20 protein-coding genes are annotated in these 23,321 nt (G+C 39.8%); 8 read left to right on the forward strand and 12 right to left on the reverse strand.

Annotated features, from left to right (window positions below):
* Positions 1 to 194 precede the first annotated feature (194 nt).
* From DVR12_RS07190 to DVR12_RS07205, 3 genes are all read left to right on the forward strand, one after another.
* Positions 195 to 404: a hypothetical protein gene (locus tag DVR12_RS07190; RefSeq protein WP_116974960.1), complete on the forward strand. Its 210-nt coding sequence runs from the start codon at positions 195 to 197 to the stop codon at positions 402 to 404.
* A gap of 145 nt (positions 405 to 549) precedes the next feature.
* Entirely contained in the window at positions 550 to 1,038 is a 489-nt protein-coding gene (locus DVR12_RS07195; RefSeq protein ID WP_116974961.1) for a hypothetical protein, read from the forward strand.
* 415 nt (positions 1,039 to 1,453) lie between these two features.
* The gene (locus tag DVR12_RS07205; protein ID WP_116974963.1) at positions 1,454 to 2,611 is read left to right on the forward strand and encodes a hypothetical protein; all 1,158 of its coding nucleotides are present in this window, start codon (positions 1,454 to 1,456) and stop codon (positions 2,609 to 2,611) included.
* Positions 2,612 to 2,613: 2 nt separating this feature from the next.
* Here DVR12_RS07205 and DVR12_RS07210 read toward each other — a convergent pair whose 3' ends face one another.
* The 5 genes from DVR12_RS07210 to eat are packed head-to-tail and all read right to left on the reverse strand — an operon-like array spanning position 2,614 to position 8,525.
* Positions 2,614 to 4,017, reverse strand: a complete 1,404-nt coding sequence (locus tag DVR12_RS07210; protein WP_116974964.1) for an aldehyde dehydrogenase family protein — start codon at positions 4,015 to 4,017, stop codon at positions 2,614 to 2,616.
* Positions 3,998 to 4,705, reverse strand: a complete 708-nt coding sequence (locus tag DVR12_RS07215) for a gamma-glutamyl-gamma-aminobutyrate hydrolase family protein (protein WP_116974965.1) — start codon at positions 4,703 to 4,705, stop codon at positions 3,998 to 4,000. Before DVR12_RS07215 ends, DVR12_RS07210 begins: the two co-directional genes overlap by 20 nt.
* A gap of 6 nt (positions 4,706 to 4,711) precedes the next feature.
* Positions 4,712 to 5,848: an iron-containing alcohol dehydrogenase gene (locus DVR12_RS07220; protein ID WP_116974966.1), complete on the reverse strand. Its 1,137-nt coding sequence runs from the start codon at positions 5,846 to 5,848 to the stop codon at positions 4,712 to 4,714.
* A 5-nt stretch (positions 5,849 to 5,853) separates the two neighbouring features.
* On the reverse strand, positions 5,854 to 7,212 hold the full coding sequence (locus DVR12_RS07225) for a glutamine synthetase family protein (protein WP_116974967.1): 1,359 nt from the start codon (positions 7,210 to 7,212) through the stop codon (positions 5,854 to 5,856).
* Complete coding sequence (eat, locus tag DVR12_RS07230; RefSeq protein WP_116974968.1) at positions 7,209 to 8,525, reverse strand: ethanolamine permease; 1,317 nt, start codon at positions 8,523 to 8,525, stop codon at positions 7,209 to 7,211. Before eat ends, DVR12_RS07225 begins: the two co-directional genes overlap by 4 nt.
* Positions 8,526 to 8,647: 122 nt before the next feature.
* Between eat and DVR12_RS07235 the strand changes: the two genes are divergently transcribed.
* Entirely contained in the window at positions 8,648 to 10,375 is a 1,728-nt protein-coding gene (locus DVR12_RS07235) for a glycoside hydrolase family 9 protein (RefSeq protein ID WP_116974969.1), read from the forward strand.
* Between the two features lie 31 nt (positions 10,376 to 10,406).
* Here the strand turns inward: DVR12_RS07235 and DVR12_RS07240 are convergent, their stop codons facing one another.
* From DVR12_RS07240 to DVR12_RS07255, 4 genes are all read right to left on the reverse strand, one after another.
* Positions 10,407 to 12,032 (reverse strand): SusD/RagB family nutrient-binding outer membrane lipoprotein, encoded by a 1,626-nt coding sequence (locus DVR12_RS07240; protein ID WP_116974970.1) that lies wholly within the window; start codon positions 12,030 to 12,032, stop codon positions 10,407 to 10,409.
* Between the two features lie 24 nt (positions 12,033 to 12,056).
* On the reverse strand, positions 12,057 to 15,410 hold the full coding sequence (locus DVR12_RS07245; protein WP_233522178.1) for a SusC/RagA family TonB-linked outer membrane protein: 3,354 nt from the start codon (positions 15,408 to 15,410) through the stop codon (positions 12,057 to 12,059).
* A 172-nt stretch (positions 15,411 to 15,582) separates the two neighbouring features.
* Positions 15,583 to 16,752: a FecR family protein gene (locus DVR12_RS07250; protein WP_116974971.1), complete on the reverse strand. Its 1,170-nt coding sequence runs from the start codon at positions 16,750 to 16,752 to the stop codon at positions 15,583 to 15,585.
* A gap of 86 nt (positions 16,753 to 16,838) precedes the next feature.
* On the reverse strand, positions 16,839 to 17,438 hold the full coding sequence (locus tag DVR12_RS07255) for an RNA polymerase sigma factor (RefSeq protein WP_158563222.1): 600 nt from the start codon (positions 17,436 to 17,438) through the stop codon (positions 16,839 to 16,841).
* Positions 17,439 to 17,581: 143 nt separating this feature from the next.
* On the opposite strand from DVR12_RS07255, the gene DVR12_RS07260 reads away from it, so the two are divergent.
* From DVR12_RS07260 to DVR12_RS07275, 4 genes are read left to right on the forward strand one after another with little or no spacing between them, the layout of a single operon-like run.
* Positions 17,582 to 18,397: an ATP-grasp domain-containing protein gene (locus DVR12_RS07260; protein ID WP_116974973.1), complete on the forward strand. Its 816-nt coding sequence runs from the start codon at positions 17,582 to 17,584 to the stop codon at positions 18,395 to 18,397.
* 56 nt (positions 18,398 to 18,453) lie between these two features.
* Entirely contained in the window at positions 18,454 to 18,945 is a 492-nt protein-coding gene (locus tag DVR12_RS07265; protein WP_116974974.1) for a DUF4240 domain-containing protein, read from the forward strand.
* A 29-nt stretch (positions 18,946 to 18,974) separates the two neighbouring features.
* The gene (locus DVR12_RS07270) at positions 18,975 to 19,676 is read left to right on the forward strand and encodes a DUF2147 domain-containing protein (protein ID WP_116974975.1); all 702 of its coding nucleotides are present in this window, start codon (positions 18,975 to 18,977) and stop codon (positions 19,674 to 19,676) included.
* A gap of 3 nt (positions 19,677 to 19,679) precedes the next feature.
* The gene (locus tag DVR12_RS07275) at positions 19,680 to 20,255 is read left to right on the forward strand and encodes an SMI1/KNR4 family protein (RefSeq protein ID WP_116974976.1); all 576 of its coding nucleotides are present in this window, start codon (positions 19,680 to 19,682) and stop codon (positions 20,253 to 20,255) included.
* Positions 20,256 to 20,401: 146 nt separating this feature from the next.
* Here the strand turns inward: DVR12_RS07275 and DVR12_RS07280 are convergent, their stop codons facing one another.
* From DVR12_RS07280 to DVR12_RS07290, 3 genes are read right to left on the reverse strand one after another with little or no spacing between them, the layout of a single operon-like run.
* Positions 20,402 to 22,327 carry a gamma-glutamyltransferase family protein gene (locus tag DVR12_RS07280; protein WP_116974977.1) on the reverse strand — a complete coding sequence of 642 codons (1,926 nt, stop codon included), beginning with the start codon at positions 22,325 to 22,327 and terminating at the stop codon, positions 20,402 to 20,404.
* Positions 22,328 to 22,352: 25 nt separating this feature from the next.
* Positions 22,353 to 22,859 carry a DinB family protein gene (locus tag DVR12_RS07285; RefSeq protein WP_116974978.1) on the reverse strand — a complete coding sequence of 169 codons (507 nt, stop codon included), beginning with the start codon at positions 22,857 to 22,859 and terminating at the stop codon, positions 22,353 to 22,355.
* A gap of 12 nt (positions 22,860 to 22,871) precedes the next feature.
* The gene (locus tag DVR12_RS07290) at positions 22,872 to 23,282 is read right to left on the reverse strand and encodes a Dabb family protein (protein WP_116975136.1); all 411 of its coding nucleotides are present in this window, start codon (positions 23,280 to 23,282) and stop codon (positions 22,872 to 22,874) included.
* Positions 23,283 to 23,321 lie beyond the last annotated feature (39 nt).

Raw genomic sequence — 23,321 nt, forward strand, 5'->3', positions numbered from 1 at the left:
ACTCGCCTCCAAATAAATACATAATTACTATTGGTATCAAACCCATTCCCCCATCCCTCCAACCGGCAGAAATTGCTAAAAGTTTCTCAAAACCTCTTTAAAACTTGCATTTTTTTGATTAACTTGTAATTAAGGCTGTGAATTATCGATTGGAGTGAAAAACCGATTACAGTTAACCTTCAATACTTAAAGTTATGCAGGAAATCATCGTGACCGTCGACGGTAAAGACTACACTATTCAAACATTGGAAGCTAATTTCAAACAGCTTTTCATCGTGAAAGCATGCGATGCCGATACAGTGTATTGTGCCAATGAAGAAGGTGAAATAAAACCTCGCGATATTGCCAATCCACCAGAGAAACTGCTCAAGATTGGCAGTGCGATTAAAAGTTATTTTGCTTAAAATTTTGAATTACTAATAAATTTAGTAATTTTGTAAAAGACATATTAAAAAAGCCTCCGAGGCTCGCTATTTCTGCATTTGGCGTTTCCTGGGGGCTTTTTAATTATTTTGAATGCTAATTTGTTTAGTATAAATTGAATGGAGAATGCATAATCCATTAGCGTTATTATCCGAATTGTTATTGAATGCACTTATTAACCATGGCTATATTTATTTTATACGCCAAAGCTATCCCCGTGGGATTGACCATTTTGATGATTCAATAAAAGAAGCTTTTATTATCACCCCATATAAAAAACTCAGTGCAGCTCAGGAGCATCTTTTGCATATCACTGATAGTAGAAAACATATTTACGACATCTATCAACCTTCAGAGAAAGAAAAACTATTTATAGCTGCCAGTCAACCTCCCGGATATAAAGTATATGTAGATAAGCTTGCTGCTAAAACCTGGAAACCCACCAGCGACTTAAACTCCAAAATCAGTAATTATTTACGGGTAAATACTAAGTGGAAGGCTAAAGACTCAAATGTAGATGTGACACTATTTATAAGTTATGGAGAGCTAATGTTGAATCTCTCCAATGGGAAAGACGACCTTCAAATCCTATTTAAGGAAGTTGAAAGGTTGTAAAATCGCGTACATTTATGTTTATAATATGTTTCGATGATTACCTATACCCAGCCTACTGCCTATAGAATTCTGCTTACTTGTTCTTTTATCTTTATCCTGTTTCTACTATTCTGCCTCTATGTTGTTTGTACAGACCTGGTATTTAACCTACACAATAATAACCTGGATTATGGTATTACCAGCGCTTTTTTAATATCTTCTGCTGTTGTCATTTATTACCTTGATCGGATATTTTTGAAAGTCAATGCAAATGGAAATATCATTCAGATTAGCACATTGTTCTCATATCGAGAATATAAAATTCATGGAATTGAAGGGTAATGGAGGCCTGGGTATTCCCTGGTTTATGTATAATTATTACCAAGTTTTTAAAGAGCCAGGAAGCAATTGATTAATTTGCCTTAATTTAAATAGAATGAAAACGTATTCATATTCTAAGAGCTATAAGTATATTGGTGTTGGTGTCCTTTCCATTATTCTGGTCTTATTATTAACTTTTATTGCATTTAATTTCGCAGAGCATAAAGATAGTTTTATCACACTACCATTGTTTGTGCCGGCCGGAATTTTAGTTTACTCTATCGATCGTCTGTTTTTTAAAATAACTATTACCCCTGAAACCTTTAGATATCAAACACTATTCCTGTTTAATTCAATATATAAAATTGATGAGTTGGGAGGATATAAGTACGCCAAATCAACGATCATAATTTATCCTGTTGGAAAAAGATTCACATTTATCAATATACCAGCCTTTTTTAAAGGCTCTTTTGAACTAAATGGTTGGATAAAATCAAATGTCAGAAGTATCGAGGCCGTTAAGAAAGAACAAACAAAGAGTAAACTAATGAAATTGTTGCCAGACAAACCTCTGGATGAACAATTGAATAAAACCTGGAATAATGAAATCTGGTGGCTTTATGGCGGAAATATACTGATATCAGTTCTGGCAATTTCAGTGCATAGTATAATTCCCTGGTTCTCGGGCATTCTCATATTTACAGTTCCTGTAATGCTATATATTCTATGGAAGGCTGATGGTTTAATAAGTATCTATCATCTGAGATCAGATCCGCGCCCTGGTTTTGTACTCCCGCTGATTATTCCGGTATTATCTTTTATTATTTTGAACTCTGGCTCATCATTGATGGAAATAGGGAATGAATTGAGGAGACCTATTATAATTGGCACAATAATTTTAGTTGCAACTGTATTTATTATTAATAGAAAAAAAGAAACTGTAAATGCCTTCACTCATCTATATTTCATAGTGCCTTATGCGCTACTGTTCGGAGGTTATATTGCTGGTTCTATACTTTATCTGAATACAACATTGCCCCAAAAAACAATTGTTTATTCCTCAAAGATTTACAGAAAGTATACCGGATTAACATCGAAATCTGCTATCGTGTATTATATAGAGTTTGAGCCATGGGGAGAACCGCCAACTAATATTGGTACAACTCAGAGTATAGGCTATTCTAAATACGACAGGGTGCAGATAGGCCAACCTGTTACAATTACTTATAATACAGGCGGCCTGAATATGCCCTGGTTTAAAGTTAAATACTAGATTTAAAGCGCTTCAACAGATCTTAGCTGCCATCCTCTTGGCTTGGTAAACTGGCGTAGTCCAAGATGCGAAAGTGTGGCACCTCCAAAACCGGAGTTCTTTCTGCCACTCCATGGCAACCCAGGAGCTACTCTGTCACAACAATTCCAATACGCTGTGCCGGAATTGACTTTAGATAAGACACTTTCTGCCCGTTCCTGAGAAGTACTGAAAACCGAAGCAGTAAGTCCGTATTCCGTATCGTTCATAAGTTTTATAGCAGTGCTGTCGTCCTTTACTTTCATAATCCCTATGATTGGTCCGAAGCTTTCTTCCATCATCACTTTCATGTTGTGATTAACTTCAGTAAGAACCGTAGGTTCAAAATAATTACCGGCATGTGCAATTTTTCTTCCCCCTAATTGCAGGGTTGCTCCATATTTCAAAGCATCTTCTACCTGTGCCAGTAATATGCTGATTTGTTCTTTCCTGGTTATTGCACCGAAATAAACATTTTCATCTTTAGGATATCCTAGCTTCCATGATTTAACCACTTCTAGAAAGGATTTCAGAAATTCATCGTATATGGCTTCATGAACGTATACACGCTCAATTGCGCAACAGCTTTGGCCGTTGTTGTAAAATGCTCCATCAGCAACAGCGGCAGCTACTTTGGGAATATCCTGTATGTCATCCATAACATACACCGGATCTTTTCCTCCCATTTCCAGCTGAACAGGGATCAGACGATCCGATACTGCCTTACGGACTTTTAAGCCTGAATTATAGGAGCCGGTAAAACAGTAGCCGTCCAACGGCATGCTGGTCAACTGTTCGCCCACATTACTCCCTCCCAGAATTAATTTAAAAGCATTGTTTCCCACTCCGGAATAATACATCAGCCTGTCGATTTCCATTCCTGTAAGCATCGCATATTCGGATGGTTTGTATAATACGGTATTGCCTGCAAGTAAAGCGGCTACAAATGCATTTACTCCAACGAGGTAAGGGTAGTTCCAGGCAGATATTACGGCAACAATACCTATTGGGTCATATGAAATTCTTTCCTTCATGTTATCTGAATGAGTAACCCATTCATCAGATAGAAATTTTTCGGCATTATCTGTCATCCACTTTACTCTGCTGATGGCGCCATTAATTTCATTAACAGATTGCCATAAGGGTTTACCTACTTCATCTGTAAGCAAATTGGCTAGTTTATCTTTTCTGGTTTCGAGTTGCTTACCGAAATTCTGCATTAATTGAATTCTTTCCTGCAGCGTTGTTTGTAACCAGGATAGATGCATGGTTTTAATGGTAAGAGTTTCATCTCTCGGATCATTAAACCAATTAGAATCTATTGTTTTTATGTACTCTCCGGTAGCTGGATTAAAAACATTGACGCTCCTATTTACATTTGGTCGCATGAATAAATGCAGTTTTAATTTTTTGAGATAGTGGGTTACTTTCTTTTTCTTTCATTCTTTCCGGATGCCATTGAACGGCTATCATGAAGGGCTTGTCTGTTTTATCTTTATACTCAATTCCTTCAATAATATGATCCGAAGAAGAGTATGCGCTTACAACGAGATCGTCGGCCAGTTCGTCGGGTCTGATGGCCTGGTGATGCGCACTGTTTACTACTCCGTTATCAGTTCCTGTGATTGAATGAAGAAGTGTATCGGATAAAATATCAACAGTGTGTTCTTTATCTATTGTTTCCCGTTTATGTGTCTGGTTGGCTGATTCGCCTATATCTTCAAATACTTTTCCTCCCTCCAGAATATTAATGTACTGTAAGCCTCTGCATATACCTAAGATAGGAATTTTATGCAAGAGTGCATATTCATAAATCAATTTTTCAAAAGCATCCCGCTCGGGAAGAAAGGCAGTAGGGCGATATGGATATTCTGTATTTCCACCATATATAGAGGGTAAAACATCTATTCCACCTGTTAATACAAAACCACTGCACTTGCTGATATCTTCTGTATTATTTTTTATAAAAGAAAGAATGATAATTTCCAGATCATCGCCGAGGTCTGTGTTTGTAAACCATTGTTCATAGTTCTGAAAATTCGTTTCTGTATAGCTGATACCGATTTTCTTTTTCATTGATCTTTATAATGCTGATTGATAAAGAGATCTGAAATTTTCTCTGCTTACCGGTTTAGGATTATTAGGATGGGCGAAATCGGCAAATGCAAGATCAGCAAGCGTATCCAGGTGTTCCTGTTTTACTCCTATTTCCTGTAGTCTGTGAGGAATATTGATGCTGGAATTGAGATCAAACAGATAGCGAACCACGGCTTCTCCTGTTTCTTCCTTGAGCTCCAGTGTTCTGGCAATGCGTCTGAATTTATCTTCAAATCCTGCAATGTTGAACTGCATTCCGTAAGGAATATTAACTGCATTCGCCAATCCATGATGTGTATCCAACAAAGAGGAGAGGGGATGAGCAAGAGAATGTACTACACCCAGCCCTTTTTGAAAGGCAATAGCACCCATCATAGATGCCATGAGCATCTTGCTTCTGCTCTCAATATCGGGATTGTTTGTTGCTTTGGTTATTGCATCTTTAATAAGAGAAATCCCTTCCAGTGCAATGCCATCGCAGAGGGGGTGCGGATTTTTTGCCAGAAATGCCTCCATATTATGTGTAAGGGCGTCCATGCCTGTGGCTGCCGTAATAAAGGCAGGCAAATCCATTGTCAGCATTGGATCTGCAAAAACAATTTTAGCCATTAGTTTTGGCGAAAAGAGTATTTTTTTCTGATGCGTAATATCATCAGCAATAATAGCACTTCTTCCTACTTCGCTACCAGTACCTGAAGTTGTAGGTATGGTAATAAATGGGGGAACCTCGTTTGTGACATAAATATCACCGCCTATAAGATCATCATACACGAAAAGATCTTCCCGGTGATTGATACGTAATGCAATGGCTCTGGCTACATCAATTGCAGCACCTCCACCAATTCCTATAATGCAGTCTCTCGCAGTATCATCCCATTGCTCTGTACCTTTATATACATCGCTTTTGACAGGATTTTTGTGAATATTATGAAATACTACCGGAGAGATGTTCTTCTTTTGAAGATCACTGATAATGGTTTTGAAAAATGGTAGTGCTGCTACTGTACTATCTGTTACTACTAATGGTTTATTAAGTCCATTCTGTTGCAGATATGCCGGTAGTTCATTAATTGCACCAACGCCAAATCGGATAGTGGTTGGAAAGTTATATTGGACAATCATATAGATCAGATTATTTCAAAGTATCGTTTAAGTTCCCAGTCGGTTACTGCTTTAGCATATTGCCTCCATTCCCATTCTCTGGTTTGAGTGAAATGTGCGACAAATAAGTCACCGAATAATTCTTTTGCTATTGGTGAGTTTTTCATTTCCTGGGTAGCAGCATGGAGATTCTGAGGCAGAACTCCGTTAGAGGTGTCTTTATACCCGTTGCCGATAGTATTCTTTTTATTGAGTGGTAATTTGTTTTTTACTCCATATAATCCGGCTGCCAGGCATGCTGCCAATGCGAGGTATGGATTGGTATCGGAACCTACCACTCTTGTTTCTAGTCGGGTTGCTTTACTGTTTCCGGGTAATGCACGAAGTGCTACGGTTCTGTTATCAATTCCCCATGTGAGTGTTGTAGGCGCCCATGCACCTTCCACCAGGCGTTTATAGCTGTTTACAGTCGGGGCGATCATAGGAAGTATATGTGGCAGGCAATATAGTTGACCTGCAATATAACTTTTCATAGTATCACTCATAAACTGAGGGTCCTTTTCATCATAGAACAGGTTGTTGTTTCCGGCGGCATCCCAGAGACTTTGATGAACATGACCGCTGCATCCCGGGAGATTCTCATTGATCTTTGCCATAAATGTGGCCATGATGCCATGTTTATAAGCTATTTCCTTTACGGATGTTTTAAACAGGATGGCCTGATCTGCCGCCTGAAGAGCCCCTGCATATTTGATAGCTGCCTCATACACACCTGGACCCGTTTCTGTATGTAGCCCTTCCACCGGAATGTCAAATTTTACAAGCAGTTCAAACAGGTTGGTCATAAACTCATTTTTCAACGCACTGCGAAGTATGGAGTATCCAAACATCCCGGGGGTGATAGGAGCCAGGTCGCGATAGTTCTTTTGCTGTGCCGAATCTGGTGTTTCAGTAAAATTGAACCACTCGAATTCCTGTGAAAAGTAAGGAATGAAACCATTTTGTGTTGCGTCCAGAATTATCTTCTGCAATAATTGGCGTGGACATGCATAAACAGGTTGATCATTTTCGGTTACAAATTCGCCTAAGAAAAATGGTATATCATTTTCCCAGGGAATTTTACGAAAGGTAGCCAGATCAATTTTAACAAGAGCATCCGGATAACCAGTGTGCCAGCCGGTAAAATCAACATTGTCATATACTATATCTCCTACATCCCAACCAAGGGTAACATCACAGAAGCCTAATTTACCTTTTACTACGGAGGCAAATTTTTCAGAAGAAATATATTTACCTCTTAGTACCCCATCAATATCTGCTATGGCTAATTTCACTTTGCCGGCAGGATGCTGTTGTACGTATGCTAAGATTTCTGTTGTATTCATACTTGCGCTGGTTTAAAGAAGAGGTATAATAGAAAGGTGACAAGTAGTATGGAGAAGTAGATCAATCCCAGTGTTAAATTGAATATAAGCATTGCCACTATTGAGATGATGGCAATTATTAGTGCTAATATTGGAAATAACGGATAAAAGGCCACTTTAAAAGGACGAGGTAATGTGGGATCTTTTTTTCTAAGTACCATCAACGATATCATAGAAAAAATATAGAGTGTAAGTGCTCCAAAAACTGATAAGATAATGATCTCGGAAGTTTTTCCTGAAAGCAATGCCAATATACCTATTACCATGTTTGCAGCCAGTGCATTGGCCGGAGTATGGAAGCGTGGTGAGATTTTGCCTAATAAAGGGGGCAAATTTCTTACTCTGCCCATTTCGTAGGTCGACCTTCCCGCCGCAAGAATAAGTCCGTGAAATGAGGCGATAAGGCCAAATAACCCTACAGTGATCAGGAGGTGATACATTGGGTGATTAGGCCCGGTAACTTTTGCGAGTGCCAGAGGAAGGGGAGAGTCGGAGGTTTCACCACTTGTTCCGTTTTTATATACAATTGCTTCCCATCCGGATATTCCGGTAGCTGAAACAAAGATCAGTACACATAAAATGGCTAAGGTAAATATTGCCCAGCCGAAACCCTTACTAATATCGCGTTGTGGATTTTTAGTTTCTTCAGCAACGTTGGCAATACCTTCAATACCTAAAAAGAACCAGATGGCAAAAGGAATGGCAGCGAATGCACCCAGCCAGCCATTAGGCAATGCATTTTGGGTAAGGTTTTGAACGTTAAAAGAGGGAATAGCCAGGCCAGAAAAGAGTAGTAGTTCTCCAACTGCCAGGATAGTGACAATTACTTCAAAACTAGCGGCAGCTTTTACTCCGTAAATGTTTAGCCCTGTAAAAATCAGATAGATAGAAATTGCACTACCCAGTATGGGTACCTGTGGCATGAAGGCATTAAAATAAGCTCCGATTGCAAATGCAATGGCCGGGGGAGCCAGAATAAATTCTACTACCTGAGCAATTCCTGCTATAAAGCCCCATCGTTGGCCCAGGGCTTTACCTGCATAGTCGAATACTCCGCCTGCTTTAGGGATAGCACAGGCTAGTTCTGCATAGCTAAATGTAAAGGTGATGTACATGACCATTATCACCAAAGTGGCCAGGGCCATACCCCCCGTTCCACCTTTTTCCAAACCAAGATTCCATCCAAAATACATACCTGAAATAACATACCCTACTCCAAGCCCCCACAACATAAAGGGGGTCAATGTTTTCTTTAAGCCCTTGTTTTGTGTCATTTGAAAGATCTCTATTGTGTGTTTCTGTAATATAACATAAAAAATATTTTTTTAATAATTCTTAATAAACACCCTTCTGAAAAATATCTTACATTGTTACTTCGCCTTTAAATACAATATCTATGTCGCGCTTCCTGATATTTTGTTTTTCCATTTTTATCTTGTTGTCAAATAATCTTACAGCACAAACAGATAACCCTATCAGAATAAATCAATGCGGTTATTATCCATTCGCGCCAAAATTGGCTGTGGTAATTACTTCCGGAGCTTCCGACAGTTTTTATGTTATTAAGACAACCAGGGATACTGTAATGCGTGGAGTGCTGGGGAGCGAGCAGGCATCTTTAAATTCAGCATTGCATACCCGTTTAATTGACTTTTCAGCATTAACGGATACGGGATCATATAAAATTTTGGTACCCGGATATACAGATTCCTATCAATTCAATATTTTGCCTGATGCAATGCAGGAAGTAGCAAAAGCTGTTCTTAAAGGATATTATTATCAGCGGGCCTCTATGCCACTGTTACAACAATATGCTGGTAAATGGGCCAGAGCCGCAGGGCATCCCGATACCAATGTATTAATACATTCCAATGCAGCGGATGAAACACGTAAAGAAAGCTTTGTGGTAGCATCTCCCGGTGGATGGTACGATGCAGGAGACTATAATAAATACATTGTGAATTCCGGTATTACTATGGGTACCTTGTTAGCTGCATATGAAGACTATCCCGATTACTTTAATAAGTTATTAATCAATCTTCCTGAATCTGGGAATGGGATTCCCGATATTCTGAATGAAATTGTTTACAACCTCAGATGGATGCTTACGATGCAGGACCCCAATGATGGAGGTGTTTATCATAAGTGTACCAATGCCAGTTTTGATGGTATGATTATGCCTGATAAAGCTAAAACTACCAGGTACCTGGTCCAAAAAGGCACAGCGGCTACTTTGGATTTTGCAGCTGTTACAGCACAATCGGCGAGGGTACTCAAACCTTTTCTGCCTCAACTGGCAGATAGTTGTCTGATTGCTTCCAGAGCTGCCTGGGCTTGGGCAAATACAAATCCGGCTTTACCATATAATCAGGATAGTATCAACAAAATTTATAAACCTGCCATTCAAACCGGCGCATATGGAGATAATCAGTTTTATGATGAATGGCTTTGGGCTGCAGCTGAATTGTATGCGACAACTGATGAACAACCATTTCTTGAAATGTTTAAACTATATATCCCAAAGCAACTACGATTGCCTAACTGGGGAAATGTAGCGGCTATGGCCTATTATACAATACTTAGAAAAGAGCAAACATCAGCATTATCATTACAATTAAAAGAGCAATTGCTAACACTTGCGGCGCACTATAAAAATTCAAACACTGCTTTTCATACAGTAATGGGGCAATCTGTTAAGGATTTTGTTTGGGGAAGTAATGATGTAGCGGCACATCAGGGAGTACTAATGTTATTTGCGTATAAACTTACAGGTGATAAAACATATGTAAACAGAGCACTTGATAATGTTGATTATATTTTAGGTAGAAATGCAACGGGATATTCCTTTGTTACCGGATTTGGTACTAAAAGCCCTATGCATCCGCATCATCGGCCATCAATTGCAGATAAAATTACAGAGCCTATTCCTGGCCTGGTGGTTGGTGGACCAAATCCTAAAATGGAAGATAAATGTAAATATCCATTTACTACTCCTGAGCAGGCATATACAGATCAAAATGCTTCGTATGCTTCCAATGAAATTGCCATTAACTGGAACGCACCATTGGTATATTTAGTGAATGCCATGGAAGCAATTCAAAAAGATATTGTGCATAAAAGATAAGGGCCAACCAACTGGTTAGCCCTTTCTCTGATTATTTATTTTTTACATCCCACCAGAGTCTTGTTCCTCCGTTATCTTCACCTCCTAATAATTTCACACCTTCAGCTACAGTAGCTGGATTGGTGCTGTATTCATTTTGTGGATAAGGTAAACGTCTGATTTGAATATAAGTGTCGATAGTTCCACCGCTTTTATTATTTACGACAGTGAATAATTTAGGGTAGCCGGTACGACGGAATTCCGTCCAGGCTTCCTGTCCTTCAGGGAACATTGCCAACCATTTTTGTGTGATAATACGTTGCAGCTTAATGCTGTCTGGAGCAGCATTATCCCATTTGATGGTAATGGATGAAGGGGCCGGCGCATCATTTGCTTTGTTTTTAGGGTCTTTATAATCATGCATTGTGCTATCCTTATTGATCAGATAATCACCAATCGGAACCTGCCATTGATTCATGGAGGTAGTAATACCTTGTTCATAAAGTTGCTGGCTGCTCCCGCCTGCATTATTGTAACCCTGAAGGCTGGCTTCTGCTCTCAGGAAGTATACTTCTGCAGCTGTCATTAGTTGAACAGGAGTATTTAGTGTAAATACATCATGATTCAGGAATGAGTAGGTACCATATTTATCTTTTGCAACAGCACTACCAATTCTGATACCCAGATATTGAGGGGCAAATTCCAGATCAGTCGATTTACTCATATACTTAACGATACGCGGATCGTTGTAACCTGTGAGATAGCATTGAAGACTGGCGTTGATATGTGTATCTTCCCAGATTTTTGAAATAAAGACTAAAGGATTCGTGAAGCCCTCGCTAATTTTTACAGTCATATTATCCACATTGTCAGTGATCACGCCACCGTTCACCGGGTCCAGTGCCGCTTCAGCTTCAGCTTTCGCCTTGGCAGGATCTATATATCGGATGTGCATTGCCAGACGTAAACGAAGAGAGTTGGCGAATTTCAACCATTGAGTAAGATTACCATTGTAAACACCATCAAAGCTGCTGAAATCAAATGGTAATGGTTTGCTTTCACTAATCTGAGTACGCAGGTATCTTGCAGCTGTATCCAGTTCTAAAAAGAACCTGTTGTAAATAGATTGCTGACTGTCGAACGGTACGCTGGAAAGATTTTCACCAACCTTACTATAAGGTATTGGTCCGTATATCTCAGTTACACGGCTCATGCCGGCAACCTTTACAATTAGTCCAACTCCCCAGACTGCCGGGGCAGTATTTTCAATACCTGTCTGACGCAATTTAAAGATGGGAGCTAGTAAACTTAGATAACCAGCTTTATATGCTTCTCCATTCCAGCCTGTTAACAATCCATAGTTCAGATTATTTGTTCCGCTGTTGAAATTGGTAGCAGACATAAAATATCCGCTGTAGCAATCAGAATTTAGATTTTGTTGTAACTGGAAGGAGTTGGGGTCTCCTCCTCCGGAAAAGTTATAGATTGCCATTTGGGCCGATTTAAGATATAACCCAAGCCCATTATAGTCCGGACCTAATTGTCCGGCAGTAATACCTGTATTATCGGTATTATACAGTTCGAAATTTTTAGTACAAGCGATTAGAGAAGTGGCCATTAAGCCAGTAATGGCAATGTTTTTAACGGTAGATTGACGTAGTATATTAAAGAGTTTCATTGCTTTCAGAATTTCAGTGACGAATTAGAATGAGGCATTTAAAGTAATTCCATAACTACGGGTAGCTGGTAACATAAAGGCATCCACACCTGCCAGACCATTAGAGGTTGACATAGTTTGTTCTGGATCAAAAGGAGCCTTTTTAGTGAAGTAAATCAAATTACGTCCGGATACCGAAAGTCTTAATGCCTTGATTGCAGAATTGGAAACCGGGAAGGTATAACCTAAAGCGGCTTCTCTCAACCTAACAGTTGTTGCGTCATAGAGATACATGGAGGAAACGCCTTCACGACCACCAACTACAGAATACCATTTTTCAGCATCAACTGTGCTAACTGTGTTTTTATTTTCATCAACTCCATTAATTTTCACACCGCCGGCGTCACGGGCATCACCACTTGCTTTAGATACACCGTAGCTATCCATCATTGCCTGGGTAACCGACATTACTTTGCCGCCAAATTTGCCATCGATCAGGAATGAGAAGTTGAAGTTCTTGTATGTGAAGTTGTTGTTCCAGCCTAATTGCCATTTAGTATTGGCATTTCCCAGGTATACCATATCCCCGCCTTTTCTTACAGGACTACCATCTTTGATGAGAACACGACCCTGATCATCCGTTTCAAGTACTCTTCCGTAAATATCTCCATACGAGCCGCCCACTTTAAACTGTGATGCATAGTTCGCGCCAGATGCTCCACTTAGGGAATACATATCAACTTTATCACTTAACTCTATAATCGTGTTTTTATTTGTAGCGAAGTTAAGTCCGGTATTCCATTTCAATTTACCAGTTGCAAATACATCATATCTCAGCATTGCTTCAAGACCTTTATTCTGGATGTTACCTGCATTGATGAAGTATGTCTCCTTAAGTGAAGAGAAAGGAGCCAGAATTTTCATTGTTTGATTGATGGTGTTGGTTTTGTAGTAAGTAACATCCAGGCTAAGTCTGTTTTGCAGGAAACGCCATTCAGTACCCAGTTCCAGCGATTTCGTTTTTTCAGGTTTTAAAGTACTGAAAGGAAGTGAAGTATTTACTTTGATAGTTGTACCTGCATTTTGTGTGTTTTCAGGAGCATTACTTTGATATGTTAGAGGCGAGTTACCCACTTCTGCATAAGAACCGCGGATTTTACCAAAAGAAATACTGGTTGGTAAATTCAGAATTTCTGACAGAATCACATTCACACCGGTTGAAGGATAGAAGTATGACATCTGTGAAGTGAACGCCAGGTTGGAGGCCCAATCGTTACGGGCAGTGAGGTCAACAAATAACCAATTCTTATAGGATATATTTGCGCTGGCAAAAACAGACTGCCATTGACCATGTTTTTCAGGTGAAGTACCTGTGTTGTTGGCATTGATTGTTGCTAAGTTCTGTAAAGTAAAAACGTTTGGAATTTTTAATCCTTCCTTGCCAGAGTTTGCAAAGATGCCGGTGGTTTTCATATCTCTGATGCTGGTACCAACAAGGCCTGTGATTTTGAAATCATTGGCTGGGATATTGAAATTCAGCATTAAATCTCCATATTGTTGGGTAACAGTTGTGTTGCTGAAATTATAAACACCATTAGGAGAAGATACAGCATTCTGAGAACCAGCATAGATTTTTTGTTCGTAATCATCAGCTATGCGATCTATATTACCTCTGGCCTGCACATTCAACCAGGAGTTGATATCATATTTCAGGCTGGCATTCAGCAAAATTCTGTTACGGTTTAAGAAGTTTGGATTTCTGTTGATAATCCACCATGGGTTTTGCTGAACATCTTCATCAAATGCCCAGTTTTGCCACATAAGATTATTTCTTGAAGCAAGTGGCAGTTCATACTGGTCTTTATAAACACTTAAATCCTTACCTCTTGGGAACAGATATAACCCGGTTAGCGGATTGAAATAGAATCCGGAAAGCGGTGTATTATCAATCTTCTGAGTCATGTAATTAACATCAGCAGATGCAGTTAGTTTATCATTCAATAAATGACCGGTTTCTTTGAAATTGATATTATGTCGGCCCAGCTTATTGCCTGGTTCTATACCTCTGGCGCTTGTATTGGCATAGGAGAAATAGGTTTGAGCTTTTTCCGATCCGCTCGATAAACTGATAGCATTGGTGAAATTGGTACCTGTCTGGAAAAATGAAGAAAGGTTATCAGTGGCACCATTAATTTTATCGCCCCAGCTTTTTGTTGGCTCATCTGTTTTTTGTCCGTAGCTATTCTGGAATTCAGGTTTGTAGGCAGCGGTACTCGCATTGAAACCAGAAGAAAGGTTTATTACTGTTTTTTCGGCTTTACCAGATTTAGTAGTTACCAAAATTACACCGTTTGCACCCTGGCTACCATATAAAGCCGCAGCAGATGCACCTTTTAAAATGGAGATGCTTTCAATATCTTCAGGGTTCATATTGGAAATAGGATCGCCACCATCGTAAGAAGTACTACCACCGTAGATACTTCCAGGTTGGTTGGTAATATTATTATTCATTGGCACACCATCTATCACGTATAAAGCCTGATTGCTACCCTGGCCTGATTTGCTACCGCGGAGAATTACTTTTGCAGAACCACCCACACCTGAAGCACTGGAAGAAATGGTTAAACCGGCTACTTTACCATTTAAGGTATTAATCAGGTTAGGATCTTTTGCTTTGGTCAGTTCCAGTCCATCTACTTGCTGAGTTGCATAGGTAATAGATTTTTCAGATCGTTTGATACCAAGGGCTGTAATAACAACAGGGCCCAGTTTATTGTCCTGTACGGCCAGTGAAATCTGAACAGTTCGATCATTGCCAACAGTGAATTGTTTGCTTTCATACCCTACCATGCTGATTAACAATACATCTCCCGGGTTGGCGGTAATAGAGAATAGACCTTTATCGTCTGTTACAGTACCTCTGTTAGTGCCTTTGATTAAAATGGATACTCCTGGCAGGGCCTCGCCAGCAGTATTGCTGATTTTACCATGAACCGGATTGGTTTGTTCCAGTATATCAATCATTGAGTTGGCAATGCCTTTAGGGCTGATTACTATTGTTTTATCGACGATAGTATATTGAAAAAGCCTTTTGTTCAGGCATGCATTTAAGACTTCAGTTAATGAAGCCTCCAGCATATTCAGATTTATCGGAGCGACCTGCTGAAACAGTTTTTCATCATATATAAATTCAAACCCTGTCTGTCGGTTGATACTATTAAAAACATCATATAAGGCAAGGTTTTTCCCTTTGATGCTAATAGCTTGTGAAAAAGTTTTGGCGCTCAGATTAAGTGTGAATACTAAAGTCAGTATTGCAGTTAATCTCATAATCAGGAATAATTTTCTTGGCAAACGCCCGTTTAGACCACGGACTTTGGATGTACCGAGTAGTTCCATACATTTGTGTTGTTGGCTTAAAAATTCAGTTTCTAAATGAGTAATGGGAATTGGGTTGCCAGCGTAACCGGGAGCATTGCAGTGCTTCCGGTTTTTTTGCAACATTAATTTGTAGCTTAAGTTTTCATAACATTCATATTCAAGTGATTAATTCATAAGTGGACAAGTTTGTTTACTGCTGATTTGAAGCCTCATGCGGCTTGATCAGAATTTTATTATCATTTGTTTCGATATCAATTAATTGAGTAGTTGATAAGATTTTTAATAAGGAAGCAGCATTTTCTTTACGTGAAATGATACCAGTAAATCTTTTATCGGATAAATTGCCCTGGTAGGTCACTTCTATGTTATACCAGCGGGCAATTTGGCGCATAATTGTTTGGATATTGGTATTTCTGAAGCGGAATTTTCCTTCCTTCCAGGCAAGGGCCTGTTCCAGGTCGGCTTTTTCTATATTGAAGTCTGAAGCTCCGGCAAGCAGTGTACCGCCATAACCCGGTTCCAGAATGCTTTTGGTTGTTCCGTGAACTAATTGAACGGAGCCTGATTCCAATGTGGTAACGATTCCCTGTTCATCAGGGTAAGCCATAATATTGAAACTGGTGCCTAAAACATCAACAGAAAGCTCTGAGTTACCTTTTACCTTCACTTTAAATGGCTGTTCGGAATTGGATGCAACCTGAAAATAACCTTCTCCTGATAGTTCCACATTTCTTTCGGCTTCGTTGAAAGAGGTTGGGAAACGTAAACTACTACCTGAATTCAGCCATACTTTAGTTCCATCGGCCAGGGTTAGTTGGTATTGGCCACCTCTGGGAGTTACTACGGTATTGAAAACTACCTGGTTGTTATTACCAGTGGCTTTATAGGACAATTCCTCTCCGGAATTAAAGATGCTGGCATCTCCCTGCTGAGCTACTGTTCCCTGATTAATACTATCCAGCGGGATGGTTTTACCATCGGCCAATACCAGCATAGCTTTATTGCTACCAGGGGCAAAGTTTAGGGCAACAGCTTTAGGAGCTGGTGAAGCAGGTGGATTGAATTTAAGGTAGAAGGCAGCAGCAATAAGAACGCCGGCTATGGCGGCTGCTATATGCCAGGTCCGGATTGGAATTAATCGCCGATGTGGACTACTTAATATATGTTGTAGCGCCGCTTCGGATTTTTGATTGGTCCATAATCCACTTTGAGGAACCTCACTGTAAAGGCTATCTAAAATGGCTGATTTGATCTCCGGTTCATAATCACCGGTTTCCACAAGCGAAGATAGTCGCAACAGCTCATCCCGACTGATTTGGCCAAGTTTATATTTATCAAGTAGTTGCTGTACTTCGTTCATGGATTATCAGGAATTAGGTGACTAACAGAAGTAAAGACGAGCAACAAATAAAAAAGGAGTATGCAGAATGAAAAAAAAGTTAAAAATTATTTTTTCAGGAAAAGAAGAATAATAATTGCGGGCAGGATATCATTTTGGGTTTGGGCTTTTACAAAGGCGCGTACGGTATTCAGGGCAAGGCTCATCTGCTTTTTGACGGTATTGACGGAGATATTGAATTTCTCAGATATTTCTTCATTGCTCCAACCGGCGCTTCTGGCCAGGTAGACTTTTTTTCTTTCAGGAGGAAGTTGTTCAACGGCTTTATTGATTATATCGGCATATTCTTTTTGCAGCAGGAGATGATCAGTATCGTTGTGGGAGGTTGGAAGGTGTTGCAGATGATAGTCGGCAGCTTTAAGTCGCACCAGTTGTTTTTTGAATCCATCATAAACAATATTCCGGGTGAGGATAAAAAGGTAATCGCGGAAATTTCTGACATTGCTCATCGTTTCCCTTTTTAGCCAAATTTTCAAGAAGATTTCCTGTACAATTTCCAGGGATAGTTGTTCGTCTTTAAGATATAGAAAGGCGGTATCGAAAACTATTGGGCTATAGTGGTTAAACAGTTTCGTGTAGGCCTTTGTATCACCTTTGGCTACCTGTTGCAGAAGTAGAAGTTCGTCTGTTGGCAATAGATTTAACAAAGTGATTAGTTTAATCTCGAACAAATTGTGACCTGATAATTGGTAAATTTAGGGGAGAGAAAATTAATAATAAAATAATTTCTACTGCGGCAGGGAACAGCAATTGTTGTATATAAGCAAATAATTATGTAAGTTTAAGTTCTATGCCAGTAGCCTTACAGGATATTCAATGGGTAGTTCAGGAAAACCTTACGAATATCGAGTATATCAATGATTTACAAGCCGCGTGTAAAAAAGCAGGAGTTACATTTCAGCCAATAAGAGTGATACCATTTTCAGGACAATTACCTGATTTTGATGCTGGCAGAAAGAGTATTTTTTACGGTTCTACTACCTTATGTAATCTGGTTGCAGCCAATGAACAATTAAAAGCAGGATTATTTTTCGACCCCGAAAGTTTCTCAATGGAAAATTATTTTCAGCAATGGGGTAGCTATATGTTGAATTATGGTGCTACAATTACTGATTTTAAAACATTGTTGTTAAGAGAAGAAGACCCCAATACCTTATTTTTTATCCGGCCGGTTGATGATGGTAAGACTTTTGCGGGAGTTGTAAAGCGATTTGCGGATCTGACAGATTGGTGCGAACAACTTCAACACTACAACGAAACGCGTTCAATTGCAGAAAGTAAGATTGTAGTAGGAAAGCCTTATGAAATTGAAATGGAATGGAGGTTATGGATAGTAGAAGGAAAAGTAGTTGCATCCTCCAGGTACAGGACTTATTTTAAATTAACTAAAGAAAAAGGTTGTCCACCATCCGTTAAAGATTTTGCAGAAGCCCGGTGCCTTGAGTACATGCCTTATGGTGCTTTTGTAATGGATATTGGAAAAGCAGGAGATGATTTATTTATTATTGAATGTAATTGTATTAATGCAGCAGGATTTTATCATGGCGATATAAATGCAATTGTGTCTGAAGTATCTAGATTTTTTGCATCCAGTATTAGTAGGTGATACGCATATCTAATGCGTTTCAGCAATATATCTTCGTTATATTAAACTCAATAAGTATGAATGAATTTCAGTTCTGGCAAATCATTGAAGATGCCTGGGCTGCTTCTCCTGCATTGTTGGAGAAGCGCAATGAGGTTTTAAGAACAAATGATGCGGCAATAATTGAAGACCTTACAGGAGAAGTGTATGGAACTATCACAAATAATATACATGATATATTATTAAAACTTAACAGAGAGGAACTGATTCAGTTTAATCTGGTGATGGAACAAAAACTTTTTCAGATAGATCGTAAGGAAATTCAGGAATATACAGACGGAAGTAATGATGGTTTTTTATATTGCCGTTGTTTTATTGTAGGTATGGGGAAAGATTACTATGAGATGATAGATCAGAACCCTTCTGCAGCAACATATGATGCTGAAGCAGAAATAGTAGGATTTATCGGATACATGGTTTATCAGGAATTATTTAATGAAGAATTTGAAAGATATACTATCCATAGCATTGAAAGCTGTTCTAACCCGGAAGGATGGGCAGGCGTTTGAAATCAATCCAAAAACCTAAAACATACGTTATGAGAAAACTCTTTGTCTTACTGGCATTATGTTTAACTTGCACCGGATCTTTATTTGCCCAGCAATCACTTACTGGTGCATGGAAATCAGTTTCAGGAGATGTGACTTCAGTATTATTGATTACCCCCACCTGGTATACAATTACTAATTATAAAGATAAAGAGTTCCTGGGAAGCTTTGGTGGTACCTATAAAGCCAACAAGGGCCAAGACGCTACTATTGATATTGTTTATAATACAGAAAACAGTTCTCAGATCGGACAAAGCTCTACGGTGGCTGTAAGTATTCAGAACGGGCTCCTGTATACCACTTCACCGGGAGGTTCCCCACAGGAGTGGAGACAGATCGACAATAGTACAGGCCCACTTGTTGGAAATTGGCGCATCAGCTCCAGGGAACAGAATGGAAAAATGAACAACATGCCTTTGGCCGCCAGAAGAACGTTAAAAATTCTTACCGGCACCCGTTTCCAATGGATCGCTATAAACATAGAAACCGGAGAATTCTTTGGTTCAGGTGGTGGTACCTATACATTTGAAAACGGTACCTACACAGAAAAAATCGAATTCTTTTCACGAGATAACTCCAGAGTAGGAGCAGTACTCTCCTTCAAAGGAAAGGTAGCCGGAAATGATTGGGATCACTCCGGTTTAAGTTCCAAAGGAGAACCTATTCATGAAATCTGGAGCAAAACAGAATAAATAATGCAACAACACTGGGCCAGATGGGAAAACTGGATGAAAAATGAAGCAGCTCCATTACTAGAGCTACTAAACCCTCCAGCAACTTTAAACGAATTATCTGAATTGGAAACGCTCATTCAGACCAAACTTCCTCCATCACTTATCGACTTCTATCTGATTCATAATGGTCAGAAGGAAGCTCGTATGGGATTGATGGATGCTGATTTCCTCCTAAGCATCGATGGAATAATTGACGAATGGAAAACCTGGAACAAATTTTTAGTTGATGAAGGGGATATAGTTGGAGTAACCGAACCCGATAAAGGAATAAAAGGTAATTGGTATAACCCTCTGTGGATCCCAATCACATACGATGGCTCCGGAAATAATATTTGTATTGACTTTGATCCTGCTCCCGGTGGAACCAAAGGACAGATTATCACCATGTGGCATGATAGTATGGCAAGAGAATTATTAGCACCTTCATTTGAGGCATGGATATCAGACTATATTACTTCAATCGAAGAAGGTAAGAGGATTTTTGTGCAGGACTGGGGAATTGTAAAAACTGATAGCGTATATGCTCAGCAGAAGTAAATGCTATCCAAAAAACAATAACTGGAGTCTTTAAAAGGCCGCAAATAAATTAGAGGATGTATCAACAGTAATCTGAAAAATAGAAGAGTAGTAAATTCTCTTCAATAAATCAGGTAAAATTACTCTTGATACATCCTCTAATATTTTTACCAACCTATACCGTAATCTTCTCCATGATTACTGCTACCTCCCCATAAAGTTCCATGCGCTCTGTCGAAGAAGATTGCATTAATAGGTCCACTGGTTCTTTCTCCAAAACTCAAATGATACCCCATCTTTTCCAATGTCTTTCTGGTAGCCTCAGGAATATTTTTATTAAGCAATATTTCTCCAGGATGCGGCATTCGCTCCTTAATCGTTGTTCCTCCAAGAGAAAGCCATAATTGATTCGTGTTAATATTAGCAGCTTCCGTTGCCTGCTGAACTGTCATTCCAAATTCTACTACATTCAGGAAAAACTGCAAGAGATTCTGATCCTGTGTATCTCCTCCCTGCACGCCAAAACAAAGGAATGGTTTTCCATCCTTTAAGGCCATAGACGGGGTTAACGTAACACGAGGACGTTTACCCGGAGCAATTACGTTAAACGGACATATAGCTGAATCCAGTACAAAGCTTTGGGCACGCTGACTCATACCCACCCCGGTTTTTCCTGCAATACATGCCGGTAACCATCCACCGCTTGGGGTGATAGACACTACCCATCCTTCCTTGTCGGCTGCTTCAACACTGGTAGTACCTCTCCATAAACGATCCATATACGCACTATCAGGTTCATTGGAAGCGTACAGGGTGCTAAGATCAGAATTATTAAATGTTGTAGCATCGTGCTTAGGTACAAAACCACCCGGCTTACGCCCACTTGTAGTATCTGATAATTGTGCCCTTTCTTTCAGGAAATGCAAATAAGGATTGGTTTTTCCCATATAAGGATACGGATCACCAGGACCAGCCTGAGCATCATTCATCGTTTTATTGATCTGTTGTGCTCTGGCCTTTGCATAATCTTTATTTAAAAGCCCCGCAATCGCCGGATTTTTATTAAAAGCCGGGTCGCCATAATAGAAATCCCTGTCTGCAAAGGTTAGGTTCATTGTTTGGTATAAGGTATGGATATAGTCAACAGAGTTATATCCCATACCTTTCAGGTCAAAGTTCTCCAGGATATTCAGACTTTGTAAAAGCATAGGGCCTTGCGTCCATTCCTGTAACTTGTAGACCTCAATTCCTTTATAGTTGGTATGCAATGGAGCTTCTTCAACTGGTTTCCAGCGGGCCAGATCCTCCATCGTAATTAATCCACCTTGTTCCTGGCATCCTCTGACAAATTCCTTTGCAATATCACCTTTGTAAAATCTGTCGTAAGCTGCCATAATAGCCTCTTTACGACTTTTATGTTGTTTCAGTGCTGCTTGTTCGGCTTCTACCATTTTGGTGAGTGTAGCCAGTAAATCTCTTTGTACGAATATTTCTCCTGCTTCGGGGGCTTCTCTTTCTTTGCCTGGATGAGTCAGGAAAACGGCTTTGCTGTATGGCCATTCCTTAATATATTTTTTTCCACGTTCTATACTATTAGCTGTTTGAGCTTCAATAGGATAACCGGCGGCCATTTCCATGGCAGGTGCCAATACTTCCTTCAGGCTCATTGTTCCATAATTTGCCAGCATATAGCATAACCCGCCTGGAGTACCCGGAGTTACAGCGGCTAATGGGCCGTATTCAGGTGGAAAGTCATATCCTTTGCCTTTGTAAAATTCAGGAGTGGCGCCTGTAGGAGCAACTCCCAGTGCATTGATTGCAATTACTTTTCCTGTTTTAGGATTGTAGATGAGTGCCTGTGTTTCGCCACCCCAGCTAAGTACATCCCACATAGTACAGGTTGCAGCCAGCATAGCGCAGGCAGCATCTACAGCATTTCCATTACGCTGGAAGATCATTGCTCCGGCTGTAGCGGCTAAAGGTTTGCCGGTAACTGCCATCCAGTTTTTTCCGTGTAAGGGAGGTTTCTGAGTTTGTTGTGCATATGTTGCTCCCATGGTAAAAAGGAACATTAAAGTAAGTAAGCGTTTCATATGGCTAATGTAAAAGATTTACAACTTATCTAGTAGTAATTCCTGATTTTAATACTTTAACCGTAACTAAAAGTTGGCCTACATGCCGCATAGTATGTTCAGCTGCATGAAATAACAGCCCTAGTACTGTGGAGGGAAGTTGCTTGCGGCCAACGCCTCTGAAGTCAGTCAGGCTGCCTTCAGGGGTAACAATCAATTGCATCAGGGATTTGTGTACCTGTTTGTTGAAATGCTCTAATAATTCTTCAAGTGTGGCATTGGGCTTGCCTTCGGTGGCTAGGTAGTTAAACTGCGCCTGACTTAAAGGTTGATTATTAGCATAAGTAAAGAGTCTGTCCAATACCCCTGCCATATGCTGTAGATGAAAGCCTGGCGAGGCTACATCTGCAGGGGGTATCCAGAGAAGGGATTCCGGAAAGTCGTGCATCAATTCATTTACTTCCTGGTTAGCCTGCAACAGGGCATGGGCTACAGGCTGAAGTAATGCCGGAACTCCTTCTACTGGTCCGGCCATCCAAAATTCTGTGGCCATTTTGAGTGATTTTTAAACAGTTGCAATATCGTAAACCACAACTTTATCCCAAAGGTGACTGCAATTTTTGATGAATTCCTGGTGGATAGGGTGGTCCTGATATACAGCTTGTCCTTCGAGGTCATTGAAAAACAATAATTCAGAAACTCCCCAGCTGGTATCTACTACATCTCTCTTTTCTGTATTGGCCACAATACCAACCTGAATTTCTTTTACAGTTTCAATTTTAGCCAATGTCTTAACGCCAGCTATCAATTTATCTCTGTCTTCCTTCGAGTCTGGGTTTTTTAACCAGAAAAATACATGGTGTGCAATTGGGTATTTCTTTGCCATATTATTTGTTGGTATGGCTGCGGCGGCTGTAGATCCTACAGCGATAGCAGCAGCGGTTCCTAAAAATTTTCTTCTGTCTGTGGTACTCATAGTGAATATATTCTGGCGCTGAAAATAATAAACATCAAC

Origin of the sequence: Chitinophaga silvatica (assembly GCF_003419895.1) — a bacterium.
GTDB lineage: Bacteria > Bacteroidota > Bacteroidia > Chitinophagales > Chitinophagaceae > Chitinophaga > Chitinophaga silvatica.

Coding starts and splice junctions, on each gene's coding strand:
- DVR12_RS07190 (WP_116974960.1), top strand. CDS start 195: ATGCAGGAAATCATCGTGACCGTCGACGGTAAAGACTACACTATTCAA.
- DVR12_RS07195 (WP_116974961.1), top strand. CDS start 550: ATGCATAATCCATTAGCGTTATTATCCGAATTGTTATTGAATGCACTT.
- DVR12_RS07205 (WP_116974963.1), top strand. CDS start 1,454: ATGAAAACGTATTCATATTCTAAGAGCTATAAGTATATTGGTGTTGGT.
- DVR12_RS07210 (WP_116974964.1), bottom strand. CDS start 4,017: ATGCGACCAAATGTAAATAGGAGCGTCAATGTTTTTAATCCAGCTACC.
- DVR12_RS07215 (WP_116974965.1), bottom strand. CDS start 4,705: ATGAAAAAGAAAATCGGTATCAGCTATACAGAAACGAATTTTCAGAAC.
- DVR12_RS07220 (WP_116974966.1), bottom strand. CDS start 5,848: ATGATTGTCCAATATAACTTTCCAACCACTATCCGATTTGGCGTTGGT.
- DVR12_RS07225 (WP_116974967.1), bottom strand. CDS start 7,212: ATGAATACAACAGAAATCTTAGCATACGTACAACAGCATCCTGCCGGC.
- eat (WP_116974968.1), bottom strand. CDS start 8,525: ATGACACAAAACAAGGGCTTAAAGAAAACATTGACCCCCTTTATGTTG.
- DVR12_RS07235 (WP_116974969.1), top strand. CDS start 8,648: ATGTCGCGCTTCCTGATATTTTGTTTTTCCATTTTTATCTTGTTGTCA.
- DVR12_RS07240 (WP_116974970.1), bottom strand. CDS start 12,032: ATGAAACTCTTTAATATACTACGTCAATCTACCGTTAAAAACATTGCC.
- DVR12_RS07245 (WP_233522178.1), bottom strand. CDS start 15,410: ATGGAACTACTCGGTACATCCAAAGTCCGTGGTCTAAACGGGCGTTTG.
- DVR12_RS07250 (WP_116974971.1), bottom strand. CDS start 16,752: ATGAACGAAGTACAGCAACTACTTGATAAATATAAACTTGGCCAAATC.
- DVR12_RS07260 (WP_116974973.1), top strand. CDS start 17,582: ATGCCAGTAGCCTTACAGGATATTCAATGGGTAGTTCAGGAAAACCTT.
- DVR12_RS07265 (WP_116974974.1), top strand. CDS start 18,454: ATGAATGAATTTCAGTTCTGGCAAATCATTGAAGATGCCTGGGCTGCT.
- DVR12_RS07270 (WP_116974975.1), top strand. CDS start 18,975: ATGAGAAAACTCTTTGTCTTACTGGCATTATGTTTAACTTGCACCGGA.
- DVR12_RS07275 (WP_116974976.1), top strand. CDS start 19,680: ATGCAACAACACTGGGCCAGATGGGAAAACTGGATGAAAAATGAAGCA.
- DVR12_RS07280 (WP_116974977.1), bottom strand. CDS start 22,327: ATGAAACGCTTACTTACTTTAATGTTCCTTTTTACCATGGGAGCAACA.
- DVR12_RS07285 (WP_116974978.1), bottom strand. CDS start 22,859: ATGGCCACAGAATTTTGGATGGCCGGACCAGTAGAAGGAGTTCCGGCA.
- DVR12_RS07290 (WP_116975136.1), bottom strand. CDS start 23,282: ATGAGTACCACAGACAGAAGAAAATTTTTAGGAACCGCTGCTGCTATC.